The sequence below is a fragment of the Chromobacterium alkanivorans genome (assembly GCF_016937655.1).
Classification (GTDB): domain Bacteria; phylum Pseudomonadota; class Gammaproteobacteria; order Burkholderiales; family Chromobacteriaceae; genus Chromobacterium; species Chromobacterium alkanivorans.
This window is the reverse complement of the sequence record NZ_JAFHKL010000014.1, coordinates 56,376-69,035: the sequence shown is the minus strand read 5'-3', so window position 1 is coordinate 69,035 and position 12,660 is coordinate 56,376. Positions and strand designations below refer to the sequence as shown.

Below are 12,660 nucleotides of genomic sequence, written 5' to 3'. Positions count from 1 at the left end.
CGCCGCGCTGCGCCAACAGCGCGGGAAGGGATTCTCGGACGCGTATCGGAAGCCCTCAGTCGCGGCACTGCTTCAGATAGCGGTAAAGCGTGGGTTCGGAAATCTCCAGCGCCTGCGAAGCCTTGCCGACGAAGCCGCGGATAGAAAACAAGCCGCGCTGGTTCAACTCCCTGATCACCTCCAGTTTTTCATCGCCGGACAAGCGCGCCGGATCGATAGCGTACTGCTCCAGCACGCCTTGCATGATGCCCACGCCGACGTCGTCTATGCCCAATGACAAGGTTTCCTGATGCGGATCGTGAGACAGCTCCGCCGGCAGCAGCGCCTGCACCGCCTCCAGCGCGCGCTTGTAGCGGCTGTCATCGGAATTGACGCAGAACATGGCCTGCGCACGGCCGGCCTCGTCCTTGATCACCAGGGTGGACGAGCGCAGCGACACGCCGCCTCGGGTCTTGCTGCGGTAGTTCAGCCGGTAGTCCTCGCCGCCCTTGCCGGAACACTCCCGCGCCATGCTCAAGGCGAGATCGGTGGCCGGCGCGCCGACGCTGCGGCCGGACACATACCCGTTGCGGATGATTTTGAGCGAGGCGCTGGGATCGGACAGATCGTGCACCGCCACCTCGCTGTCCGGCCCCAACAGGGCCGACACGAAATCGGCGAGCACTTCGGCGTCTAGTTGCAGTTTCATGGCGATGACAAAAAAATTATCACGGCGAGATTCTATGCATCACCTCTCCGCCATGTCATGCGCAACCACGAGCGCATTTGACGCGCGTCAAATCCGTCCAGACCGGCGCCCGCCGCAAGCGCGGCGCCCAATGAAAAAAACCCGCCAAAATAGCGGGTTAGACAGGAAAGAAACGGCCGGCACGGCCCGGCGAACTTGAGCGGCGGGCTCAGAAACCCGTGTCTTTCCTTCTTACCAAGCCTCGTCCGCCGGCAAACGCCTGGCGAACAGATCCACCGGCGTGTCCGGGATGAAATCCAGGCTCACCCGCCCCTCCACCACGAAGCCCAGCTTGCCCAGCACCCGCGCGGACCCGGCGTTGTCGGGGTGCACCAGGCCCACCAGCCTGTCCAGCGCGTAAACGTCCCGCGCCAGGCGCAGACAGGCGCGGCCGGACTCGGTGGCGAGACCCAGGCCCCAGTACTCGGGCAGAAAGCGGTAACCCAGCTCCACCGCGTCCACCGCCGCCATGTATTTCAAGCCGCTGAAGCCTATCACCTCGCCGCTGTCCTTCCACACGCAGGCCAGCCGGCCGAAGCCGTAGCGCTCGTAGTCCGCCAGCGGTCCGTCGCGCATCGCCTGCAAAGCCTGTTCGCGCGAGCCGAACGGCGTGTTGCCGACGTAACGGATCGCCTCGGCCACGGTGCCCAGCCGGTAAAAGGCGTCCAGATCGTTCTCGTTGAAAGGCCGCAGCAATAGGCGGCCGGCATCCACGGCTTGCATCATCGTTTTCCGTCCGTTCGCAAAATCATGACAATGGAAACAATTTGCCAGCATTCCTCCGTCCGCGCCATGGTTTTTGCACCGCAACAAATCCGCCGGGCAAACGCGCCGGGCGGATCAGCTGATATACTGTCGCTTTGATTTTCCCCGCCGCAGAACCCCGCCATGAACGATCTGTTTGCCAATGAACCGAAGAAACCGCTGGCTGAAGCGCTGCGTCCCGGCCGCCTCGACGAGGTGATCGGCCAACGGCACCTGATCGGCCCCGGCAAGCCGCTGCGGCTGGCGGTGGAGGCGAGCACCCCGCACTCGATGATTCTGTGGGGCCCGCCAGGCGTCGGCAAGACCACGCTGGCGCGCATCCTCGCCGCCAGTTTCGACGCCGAATTCATCCCGCTGTCGGCGGTGTTCTCCGGCGTCAAGGACATCCGCGAGGCGGTGGAGCGCGCTCACGCCGCGCTGCAACGCTCCGGCCGCCACACCATCTTGTTCGTCGACGAGGTGCACCGCTTCAACAAGAGCCAGCAGGACGCCTTTCTGCCCTTCGTCGAATCCGGCCTGCTGACCTTCATCGGCGCCACCACGGAAAACCCCTCCTTCGAGGTCAATTCCGCGCTGCTGTCGCGCGCCCAGGTCTATGTGCTCAACAGCCTGGACGAGGAGGAACTGCGCCAGCTGTTCGAGCGCGCCGCCGCCAACGGCGCGCTGGACGGGCTGAGCTTCGACGACGCCGCCGTCGACACCCTGACCGGCTACGCCGACGGCGACGCCCGCCGCTTCCTCAACCTGCTGGAGCAGACCCGCACCGCCGCCTACGCGCGCAAGACCGGCCAGATCGACCGCGATTTTCTGTCCGAGGTGCTGACCGTCAACGCGCGCCGCTTCGACAAGGGCGGCGACGATTTCTACGACCAGATCTCCGCGCTGCACAAATCGGTGCGCGGCTCCAATCCGGACGCGGCGCTGTACTGGCTGACGCGGATGCTGGACGGCGGCGCCGACGCGCGCTACCTGGCGCGCCGGCTGGTGCGCATGGCCTGGGAGGACATCGGCCTGGCCGACCCGCGCGCGATGCAGATCGCCAACGAAGCGGCCGCCACCTATGAGCGGCTGGGCAGCCCGGAAGGCGAACTTGCGCTGGCTCAAGCCGCGCTGTATTTGGCCATCGCCGCCAAGAGCAACGCCGGCTACAAGGCGTATAATGAGGCCCGCGCCTTCATCAAGCAGGACAAGTCCCGGCCGGTGCCGGTACACTTGCGCAACGCGCCCACCCGGCTGATGAAGGAGTTGGGCTACGGCCACGAATACCGCTACGCCCACGACGAACCCCATGCCTACGCCGCCGGCGAGACCTATCTGCCGGAAGGGCTGGAGGATATGCGCTGGTATCAGCCGACTCCGCGCGGACTGGAAAGCAAAATACGGGACAAGCTGGATTTCCTGCGTCAGCTCGACGACGACGCCCGGCAAGACTCCGAATAAGTGAAAGAAACAGGACCAACCTAACCATGCTCGACATCAATCTGCTTCGCAACGACATCGAAGCCGTCGCCGCCCGTCTGGCCGGCCGCGGCTATGCCCTGGACACCGCAGCCTTCAACCAGCTGGAGTCCGAACGCAAATCCCTGCAGACCCGCATGCAGGAACTGCAAGCCAAACGCAACGCCTCCTCCAAGCAGATCGGCGTGGCCAAGGGCAAGGGCGAAGACGTGTCAGCCATCCTGGCCGAAGTGGCGACGCTGGGCGATGAGCTGAAAGCCGCCGAACAAGGCTTCGACGCGGTGCAAAAGCAGCTGGACGCCTGGCTGATGTCCATCCCCAACCTGCCGCACGAATCGGTGCCGGCGGGCAAGGACGAAAACGACAATGTGGAAGTGCGCCGCGTCGGCGTGCCGCGTCAGTTCGACTTCGAAGCCAAAGACCATGTCGACGTCGGCGCGCCGCTGGGCCTGGACTTCGACACCGGCGCCAAGCTGTCCGGCGCTCGCTTCACCGTGCTCAAGGGCGACATCGCCCGGCTGCACCGCGCCATCGCCCAATTCATGCTGAACACCCATACCGGCGATCACGGCTACGTCGAGCACTACACCCCCTACATCGTCAACGACAGCGCGCTGCTGGGCACCGGCCAACTGCCCAAGTTCGCCGAAGACATGTTCAAGGTCAGCAAGGGCGGCGAAGAAGGCAATGTGGACCAGTACCTGATCTCCACCTCGGAAATCACCCTGACCAACACCGTCAGCAACAGCATCCTCAAGGCCGAGGAACTGCCGCTGAAACTGACCGCGCATTCGCCCTGCTTCCGTTCCGAAGCCGGCAGCTACGGCCGCGACACCCGCGGCATGATCCGCCAGCATCAGTTCGACAAGGTGGAGATGGTGCGCATCGAAAAGCCGGAAGACTCCTACGCCGCGCTGGAAGAGATGGTCGGCCACGCCGAAAACATCCTCAAGGCGCTGGAGCTGCCCTACCGCGTGATCACGCTGTGCACCGGCGACATGGGCTTCGGCGCCGCCAAGACTTACGATCTGGAAGTCTGGCTGCCGGCGCAGAACACCTATCGCGAAATCTCCAGCTGCTCCAACTGCGAGGCCTTCCAGTCGCGCCGCATGATGGCGCGCTACAAGGACGAAAACGGCAAGAACCAGCTGGTGCACACGCTGAACGGCTCCGGCCTGGCGGTGGGCCGCACCCTGGTGGCGGTGCTGGAAAACTACCAGAACGCCGACGGCAGCGTGACCATCCCGGCCGTGCTGCGGCCTTACTTCGGCGGCCGCGACAAGATCGGCGGCTAAGCTCGAGCCGGGCTTGCGCCCGGCCCGCGACAACGGCGCTCCGAGGAGCGCCGTTTTTCACATCCGCGCCGCCAGCAGCGCTTCGAAGTCTGCGCGCGGCAACGGCTTGCTGAACAGATAGCCCTGGCCCAGCCGGCAACCCTGCTGCAACAGGAAATCCCGCTGCGCCTCCAGCTCCACCCCCTCGGCCACCAATTCCAGCCCCAGGCTGCGGCCTATCGAAATGATGGCGCGGGTGATGGCGGCGTCGTCGCCGTCATGGTGCAGGTCCATGATGAAGGAACGGTCTATCTTCAAGCCCTTGACCGGCAGCCGCTTCAAATAGGACAGCGAAGAGTAGCCGGTGCCGAAATCGTCGATGGACAGATAGACGCCCAGCTCGCGCAGCCGCTGCAGCGCCTCCACCATGCCGCAGTCCTCGTCCATCGCCACGCTCTCGGTGATCTCCAGCTCCAGCGCCCCGCTGTCCAGCCCATGCCGGCTCAGCGCGCGCGCCACCGTGTCGGCGAAGCTGCCGTACTTGAGCTGGCGGCCGGACACATTGACCGCGATGCGGCCGGGCCCCAGCCCCATGCCTTGCCACTGGGCCCAATCGCGGCAGGCGGTGTCCAGCACCCACTCGCCCATCGGCACCATCAGCGAACCATCCTCGGCGATGGGTATGAATTTGCTCGGCGCCATCAGCCCCAGCTCGGGATGGCGCCAGCGCAGCAGGGCCTCGGCGCCGACGATGCGCCGCGTGGCCAGCTCCACCTTGGGCTGATACCAGACTTCCAGCTCTTCCTGCGCCAAGGCGCGATGCAGGCTGTACTCCAGCTTCAGCCGCTCCATCGCCCGCGCGTTCATGTCCGAGGTGTAGAACTGGAAGTTGTTCTTGCCGCGCTCCTTGGCCTGGTACATCGCGGAGTCCGCGTTCACCAGCAGCGCGTCGGCGCTGAGCCCGTCTTCCGGGTACATGCTGATGCCTATGCTGGCGGAGATGAACAGCTCGTGGCCGGTCAGGCCGGACTGTTCGGTGACGCCGTCCAGCAATTGCTGCGCCAGCGCCGCCACCTGGGTGACCCGCTCCACCACCGGCAGCAGCAGGATGAATTCGTCGCCGGACAGCCTGGCCACGGTGGAATGCGGCGGCGCGTACTGCAACAGCACCGAGGCGATGCGCACCAGCAATTCGTCGCCGGCGTGGTGGCCCAGGGTGTCGTTGACCAGCTTGAAGCGGTCCAGGTCGACGAACAGCAAGGCGAACTGCGAGCGCGCCGGCTGCGCGCGCTCTATCGCCTCCTGCAGCCGCTCCAGGAACAGGGTCCGGTTGGGCAAGCCGGTCAAGGCGTCGTGGTTGGCCAGGAAGTGCAGCCGCTCCTCGGACTGCTTGCGCTGGGTGATGTCGGAGAACACCGCCACGTAATGCAGGCATTCGCCGTCCGCGTCGCGGATGGCGGTAATGCTCAGGTGCTCGGTGTACAACAGGCCGCCCTTGCGGCGGTTGACCACCTCGCCCTGCCACACCCCGCTCTCTTTCAGGCTTTGCCACAGTTTCTGGTAGAAATCCGCCGGCTGCCGGCCGGACTTGAGCAAGGCCGGCGTGCGGCCCAGCGCTTCCTGGCTGCTGTAGCCGGTGATGCGGCTGAACGCCGGATTCACCATCTGGATCACCCCGTTGCCGTCGGTGATCAGAATCCCCTCCAGCGTCGATTCGAACACCTTGTCCGCCAGCAACAGGCTGCGCCGCGAATGCAGCAAGGCGTCGTCGCGCTCGCGCAAGGCGGAGTGCAGCTCCTGCAGAAACTCCTGCTCCACCATCTGGATGATGTCGCGGAACCCCAGCAGCTGCAGCAAGACGCCGTCGGCGTCGTAGACCGCCAGATGGCGGATCTTGTGCTGCAGGATCAATTGCCGCGCTTGCAACAGGCTGCTGCCGTCGCGCACGCCCAAGAGCGGCCAGGAGCAGGCTTCGGCCAGCGTCGCCGGCGCGCGCCCCTCGGCCAGCAGCCGCAATAGATCGCGCAGGGTCAGAATGCCGTAGTCGCCGTTGTCGAAGTTCACCGCCAGCGCGGTGGCGCCTTGGCGCCGCATCAAGGCCAGCGCCTCCTCCGGCGAGTCCTGGGCGCCCAGCAGACACAGCGGCGCCGCGCGGTCCGCCACCACCCGCCGCACGCTGAGAAAGGATTCGCTGCCCTGGCTCAACACGATGTCGGTCAGCGACACCACGCCGCACAACTTGCCGGCCTGCTCCACCAGCGCATGACGGATGCCGCGTTCGCGAAACAGCGCCACCGCCTCGCTCACCGGCAGATCGTGCGGCAGCGCCACCAGGGGCGCGCTCATCGCGCCGCCCACCGGCCGCATGCCGGCCGCGCCGTCCAGCCGGTCCAGCGCCAGCGCGTCGGCTTCAGTCCAAATCCCCAAGGGCCGGCCCGTCTCGTCCTGCACCACGATGGAACCGCAGCCCGCCAGCAACATGCGCCGCGCCGCTTCCGCCAGCGGCGTATCCGCCGCGCACGCCAGGATATCCGGGGTAGAGATTTCTTTTATACACTGTTTTAAGTAATACATTAACAATCCAACCCGGGCTATTCACGGAAAAATTCCAAATGGCATTATAACGATGCAAACCGCCGTCATGTAGTCGGATTGCAACAGCCCCGCCCCGCAGCGGCGTCGAGACGCTCGGCCGCCGCCTCCTCGCCGCGGTTTCCCCGCGCAAGCCATTCCTTTTGCATTCAGTAAATCGTCAAATACTCATATACATGATCTAGGACAAAGCGCGGCGCCGGCAGCGCCTGCTAGGCTGCGAACAGAATCGGCGAATTTACATTCGCCACGGAAATGACAAAGGTATTGCGCGGCGCAGCATACGCCTATCGGACTCACTGCCTTGCGCATGGTCAGCCCAACCATCCACACAGCGACACAAGCACCATGAGCCAACAACGCATCCACCTATCGGTTCAGGGCCGGGTTCAAGGCGTCGGCTTCCGTCCCTTCATCTGGCGCACGGCCAGCGAGTGCGGCCTCACCGGCTTTGTCCGCAACAGCGGCGAAGGCGTCACGCTGGAACTGCAGGGCGAGCCGCAGGCGCTGAGCGCCTTCCGCCAGGCGCTGAAAACCCGGCTGCCGCCGCTGGCGCACATCGACGCGCTGCAGGAACGCGACATCCCGCTGCAGAACGCCGAACAGCGCTTTCAAATAGAAGAAAGCAGCGGCGCGATCACCCATGCCCGGCTGCCGGCCGACGTGGCCACCTGTCCGCGCTGCGTGGAGGAACTGTTCACTCCCGGCGACCGCCGCTACCGCTTCCCCTTCATCAACTGCACCGATTGCGGCCCGCGCTACACCGTCACCCACCGGCTGCCCTACGACCGCGCCAACACCAGCATGCTGGCCTTTCCGCTGTGCCCGGTGTGCCGCCAGGAATACCTGGACCCGGCCAGCCGCCGCTTTCACGCCGAGCCCACCGCCTGCCCGGTGTGCGGCCCCAAGCTGCAGCTGACCGACCGCTTCGGCCAGAACCTGAACGGCGATCCCATCGTCGGCGCGGTGCAGATCCTCAATATGGGCCGCTGCATCGCGATGAAAGGCCTGGGCGGCTTCCACCTGGTCTGCGACGCGGCCAGCCCGGCGGCGGTGGCGCGGCTGCGCCAGCTCAAGCACCGCCCCGGCAAACCGCTGGCCATCATGGCGCTGAACGTGGAGTCCATCCGCGCGCTCTGCCACGTCAGCGAAGAAGAAGCCGCCTGGCTGCAGCGCCCGGAACGCCCGATAGTGCTGCTGAACAAGAAGCCCGAAGCCGACCAGTTGCTGCCGGACATCGCCCCCGGCCTGTCCGCGCTGGGCGTGATGCTGCCCTACACGCCGCTGCAATGGCTGCTGTTCCACGAAGCGCTGGGCCGCCCGCCCGGAACCAGCTGGCTGCGCCAGCCCTGCTCGCGGCTGTGGGTGATGAGCAGCGCCAACCTGTCCGGCGAGCCCATCGTCACCGGCAACCAGGAGGCGCGCGAGCGGCTGAATCAGGTGGCCGACGTCTTCCTGCTGCACAACCGCGCCATCGTCACCCGTTGCGACGACAGCGTGGTGTCGCTGGAGCGGCGGCGGCCGCTGCTGTTCCGCCGCGCGCGCGGCTTCGTGCCGGATCCGGTGCCGCTGGCGGAGGACGGCCCGCCGGTGCTGGCGCTGGGCGCCTATATGAAGGCCACCGCCACCGTGTTGCGCGGCAAGGACGCCTTCGTGTCGCAATACATCGGCGCGCTCAACCACCCGCTGACCTGCGAAGCGCTGCAACAGGCGGCCGACCATTTGCTCGACCTCACCGGCGTCGCCCCGCAGGCGGTGGCCTGCGACCTGGAAACCGGCACCTACTCCAGCCTGCTGGCCGAACACCTGTCCAAGCAATGGGAGGTGCCGCTGATCCGGGTCCAGCACCACCACGCCCACCTGGGCGCGGTGCTGGCCGAACACGGCGTTGCGGAGCCGGCGCTGGGCCTGGCGCTGGACGGCTACGGCCTGGGCCACAACAACGGGGCCTGGGGCGGAGAGATGATGCTGGTGGACGGCGACAGCTGCGAACGCATCGGCCACATCTCGCCGCTGCCGCTGCCCGGCGTGGGACGCAGCCGGCTGCCGCCGTGGAAGCTGGCCGTGGCCTTGTGGCAAACCCTGGAGCTGGGACCGCTGCCGCCGCGGCTGGCGGCCCAGCCCGGCGCCCAGCAATTGGAGAAACAGCTCGCGGCCCGCCGCGACTGCCAGGACAGCACCAGCCTGGGCCGCTGGTTCGGCGCCGTCGCCGGCCTGACCCGCCAATGCGGGGTGGAAACCTTCGAAAGCGAAGCCGCGCAGAGGCTGGAGGCCCAGGCCGGGCCGGCCGAACCGCTGACCGGCGGCTGGCGCACCCAGGCCAATCTGCTGGACCTGACGCCGCTGGCGCGCCATCTGTGCCAGCTGGACGACGACCAGGCCATCGCCAGCCTGTGGCACGCCACCCTGGCCGCCGCGCTGGCGGACTGGGCGATCAAGGCGGCGCGCACCACCGGCACCCGCATCGTGGCGCTGGCCGGCGGCTGCTGCGGCAATCGCCAGCTGATGGCGCAACTGCTGCCGCGGCTGGAGCAGGCCGGCCTGCGCCCGCTGACCGCGGAACAGCTGCCGCCCAACGACGGCGGCCTGAGCCTGGGCCAGGCCTGGGTGGCGCGCCAGCGCCTGCTGCGCCGGAGCTGAAACGAAAACGGCGCGTCGCCCAAGGGCGACGCGCCGTCTCTTGAGGCTGAATCCCGGATCAGGACGGCAGACGCTCGCCCCACAAGTCGTGCTCGCTGCAGTCGACGATCTTCACCGAATAGAACTCGCCCGCGCGCATGCCGGCGGCGTCTTCGACGAACACCAGGCCGTCGATCTCCGGCGCGTCCGCGTAGCTGCGGCAAATCGCCGTGCCTTCGTCGTCGATCTCGTCCACCAACACCTGCATGGTCTGGCCGACGCGGCGCTCCAGACGGCGCGCGCTGATCTCTTCCTGCACCGCCATGAAACGCTCCTTGCGCGCTTCCTTCACCTCTTCCGGCACCGGATTCGGCAAATCGTTGGCGGTGGCGCCTTCCACCGGCGAATAGGTGAAACAGCCGACGCGGTCCAGCTCCGCCTCGCGGATGAAGCTCAGCAGCTCTTCGAAATCCTCCTCGGTCTCGCCGGGGAAGCCGACGATGAAGGTGGAGCGAATCACCAGCTCCGGACAGATCTCGCGCCACTTCTTGATGCGCGCCAGCACATTGCCGCTATTGGCCGGACGCTTCATCAGCTTCAGCACTTTCTGGCTGGCGTGCTGGAACGGGATGTCCAGATAGGGCAGGATCTTGCCGTCGCGCATCAGCGGAATCACCTCGTCCACGTGCGGATACGGGTAGACGTAATGCAGACGCACCCAGATGCCGTGGCGGCCCAGCTCCTCGCACAGCTCGGTCATCCGGGTCTTCACCGGACGGCCGTTGTGGAAGCCCAGCTTGTACTTGGTGTCCACGCCGTAGGCCGAGGTGTCCTGCGAGATCACCAGGATTTCCTTGACCCCGGCCTTGGCCAGGTTCTCGGCCTCGCGCAGCACGTCATGGATGGGACGGCTTTCCAGATCGCCGCGCATCGACGGAATGATGCAGAAGGTGCAACGGTGGTTGCAGCCTTCGGAAATCTTCAGATAAGCGTAATGCTTGGGCGTCAGCCGCACGCCGATGTCCGGCACCAGATCGACGAAGGGATCGTGCGGCTTGGGCAGGTGGGCATGCACCGCGCTCATCACCTCGTCGGTGGCGTGCGGGCCGGTCACGGCCAAGACCGACGGATGCGCGTCGCGCACCACGTCGCCCTTGGCCCCCAGACAGCCGGTGACGATGACCTTGCCGTTCTCGTTCAAGGCTTCGCCGATCGCGTCCAGGGACTCGGCCACCGCGGAATCGATGAAGCCGCAGGTGTTGACCACCACCAGGTCGGCGCCGGCGTAGCTGCCGGAAATATCGTAGCCTTCGGCGCGAAGGCGGGTCAGGATCTGCTCGGAGTCGCTGGAGGCTTTGGGACAGCCCAGCGACACGAAGCCGATGCTTGGAATCTTGTCTGCCATGATGATGGCCTTGCTGAAGAAAAACGCGAGAGTATACAACGATTTGACAGGCGATGCGCGGCGTTGCGAGGGCTTGGGCCGCAGGCTTGCCGATTCGTTTTCGCCAGCCGCCGCGCTCGCGCCGGGCCGGATGCGAGCGCCGATGCGCGGCGCTCTCCTTTCCGATCTCACTTGATAGTAAATTCCGACGCCACCATCTAGGCCTGAGAGCCTGTTTACGATCTGCTGCGCGTCGGCGATACGGCGTTAAAAACCAGCTCAAAATGCTCATGTACCGCTCGTACATTCCGCTTTTTCGCTCGTTTTCGCCTTGTCTCGCCTTAGCTCGCGAGATCGTAAACACGCTCTAAGAACCGGACCAGTCCAGACGCTCGGCGCAGTAAAAAGCGCCGGGCACCGGACAACCCGCCTCCTCCCGCAACATCATGTCCCGGCGCTCCCGCACCTTCAGCCCGCTTGCCGCCAGTTGCGCCTCCACCCCGTCCGCATCGTGCAGATAGCGCCCGCAGGGCTGCAGCCGGTGGCCGTCGGGCAAGGCCCGCGGCGCGCGCTCTATGCTGAACAACAGCAGGCCGCCCGGCTTGAGCGCGCGCGCCATCCAGCTCAAGGCCGGCTCCAGATCGCCGAAATAGCTGAGCGTGTCCAGGCAGCAGATCAGATCGACGGGCGACGGCGCCGCCGTCAGGAATTCGATGATATCGCCTTGGGTCAAGGCATCGTACACGCCCTTGTCCGCGGCGCGCGCCAGCATTTCGCCGCTGAGATCCACGCCGCGCAGGCTGCGCGCGTAAGGCCGCAGCGCCGTGCCGGCCAGGCCGGTGCCGCAGCCCAGATCGAGCGCGTCCAGCGCGGCGGCCGGCAGCGCCAGCCGCCGCAGGCATTGCGCCAACCACTGCGGCCCCTGGTAGCGCAGGCTGGCCAGGGTCGCGTCGAAGGCCGCGGCGTTGGCGTCGAAAGTCCGCCGGATGAAGTCGGCGCTGCACTGTGGCGGCGGTTCCGCGCCGCCGCAGGCGGCCAGCAAGTGCAAGGCCACCGGGTCGTCCGGCGCCTGCGCCAGCCAGCCATGCAACAGCGCCAAGGCTTCGTCGCGCCGGTCCAGCTCGCAGAGCGCCTCGATGCGCGCGATCGGCCCATGCGCGGCCGGCTGCGCCACGATGCCCTGCGCGTTGTGGCGCCGCGCCTCGACGTGGCGTTCCTGGCGCAAGCACAGCCCGGCCAGCAGGAAGTGCGCGTCGGCGCAGGCCGCGTCCACGGCCAGCGCTTGCCGGCACGCCTGTTCCGCGGCGGCGAAATCGCCGTCCTGCTCGCAAGCGGCGGCCAGATTGGTCCAATACATGGGCTGGCCGCCGTCCAGCGCCGCCGCCGCGGCGAAAGCCCGCCGCGCGTCACCAGAGCGGCCTTGGCGCGCCTGCGCCATGCCCAGGCTGAAATGCCAGTCCGCGTGATCCGTCTCCGCGGCGATCGCCTCGCGCAACCAGGACTCGGCCTCCGCCGGACGCTGCGTCTGCAACAACAGAAAAGCCAGGAAGGATTTGGCCGCGACGCACGCCGGCCAGTCCCGCAAGCAAGACCGGTAACGCCGCTCCGCCTCGGCCCAGTCGCCGTCCAGATGGCTGCGCTGCGCCGCGCGCAAACGGGCACTCAAGGCCTCGGCGGACATGTCGCGGCGCCTTGCCGGCCCGGCCGGCTTGAATCTTCAATGGAAAACGGAAAAAAACGGAAGGCGGCGAACGCCGCGAGGGAAAAGCGGGCGCCGCGAACGGCGACCAGCATCCGGCATGCGGGGGTAGGCATGGCAAGCCCTCCAGGGGCGAGCGGCG

General features: G+C 66.6%; 9 protein-coding genes. 4 read left to right on the top strand and 5 right to left on the bottom strand.

Going from position 1 to position 12,660, the window contains the following annotated elements:
* Positions 1–55: 55 nt before the first annotated feature.
* Both JW897_RS20620 and JW897_RS20615 read right to left on the bottom strand, forming a co-directional pair.
* Complete coding sequence (locus tag JW897_RS20620; protein ID WP_205467460.1) at positions 56–688, bottom strand: helix-turn-helix transcriptional regulator; 633 nt, start codon at positions 686–688, stop codon at positions 56–58.
* A 231-nt stretch (positions 689–919) separates the two neighbouring features.
* Positions 920–1,453, bottom strand: a complete 534-nt coding sequence (locus JW897_RS20615) for a GNAT family N-acetyltransferase (RefSeq protein WP_205467459.1) — start codon at positions 1,451–1,453, stop codon at positions 920–922.
* 162 nt (positions 1,454–1,615) lie between these two features.
* Here JW897_RS20615 and JW897_RS20610 point away from each other — a divergent pair, with 162 nt between their 5' ends.
* Both JW897_RS20610 and serS read left to right on the top strand, forming a co-directional pair.
* Entirely contained in the window at positions 1,616–2,932 is a 1,317-nt protein-coding gene (locus JW897_RS20610) for a replication-associated recombination protein A (RefSeq protein WP_048415444.1), read from the top strand.
* 26 nt (positions 2,933–2,958) lie between these two features.
* Positions 2,959–4,245 carry a serine--tRNA ligase gene (serS, locus tag JW897_RS20605; RefSeq protein ID WP_048415443.1) on the top strand — a complete coding sequence of 429 codons (1,287 nt, stop codon included), beginning with the start codon at positions 2,959–2,961 and terminating at the stop codon, positions 4,243–4,245.
* A gap of 57 nt (positions 4,246–4,302) precedes the next feature.
* Here serS and JW897_RS20600 read toward each other — a convergent pair whose 3' ends face one another.
* Positions 4,303–6,798: an EAL domain-containing protein gene (locus tag JW897_RS20600; RefSeq protein WP_205467458.1), complete on the bottom strand. Its 2,496-nt coding sequence runs from the start codon at positions 6,796–6,798 to the stop codon at positions 4,303–4,305.
* A gap of 366 nt (positions 6,799–7,164) precedes the next feature.
* Between JW897_RS20600 and hypF the strand changes: the two genes are divergently transcribed.
* A complete protein-coding gene (gene hypF / locus JW897_RS20595) occupies positions 7,165–9,456 on the top strand; it encodes a carbamoyltransferase HypF (RefSeq protein WP_205467457.1) in 2,292 nt (763 codons plus the stop codon).
* Positions 9,457–9,514: 58 nt separating this feature from the next.
* Here hypF and rimO read toward each other — a convergent pair whose 3' ends face one another.
* Positions 9,515–10,840, bottom strand: a complete 1,326-nt coding sequence (gene rimO / locus JW897_RS20590; RefSeq protein ID WP_048415460.1) for a 30S ribosomal protein S12 methylthiotransferase RimO — start codon at positions 10,838–10,840, stop codon at positions 9,515–9,517.
* Here rimO and JW897_RS20585 point away from each other — a divergent pair.
* Positions 10,839–11,015, top strand: coding sequence for a hypothetical protein (locus JW897_RS20585; protein ID WP_205467456.1), 177 nt, complete (start codon positions 10,839–10,841; stop codon positions 11,013–11,015). The two genes, rimO and JW897_RS20585, sit on opposite strands and share 2 nt — an antisense overlap.
* Positions 11,016–11,186: 171 nt before the next feature.
* Here the strand turns inward: JW897_RS20585 and JW897_RS20580 are convergent, their stop codons facing one another.
* A complete protein-coding gene (locus JW897_RS20580) occupies positions 11,187–12,500 on the bottom strand; it encodes a tetratricopeptide repeat protein (RefSeq protein WP_205467455.1) in 1,314 nt (437 codons plus the stop codon).
* Positions 12,501–12,660 lie beyond the last annotated feature (160 nt).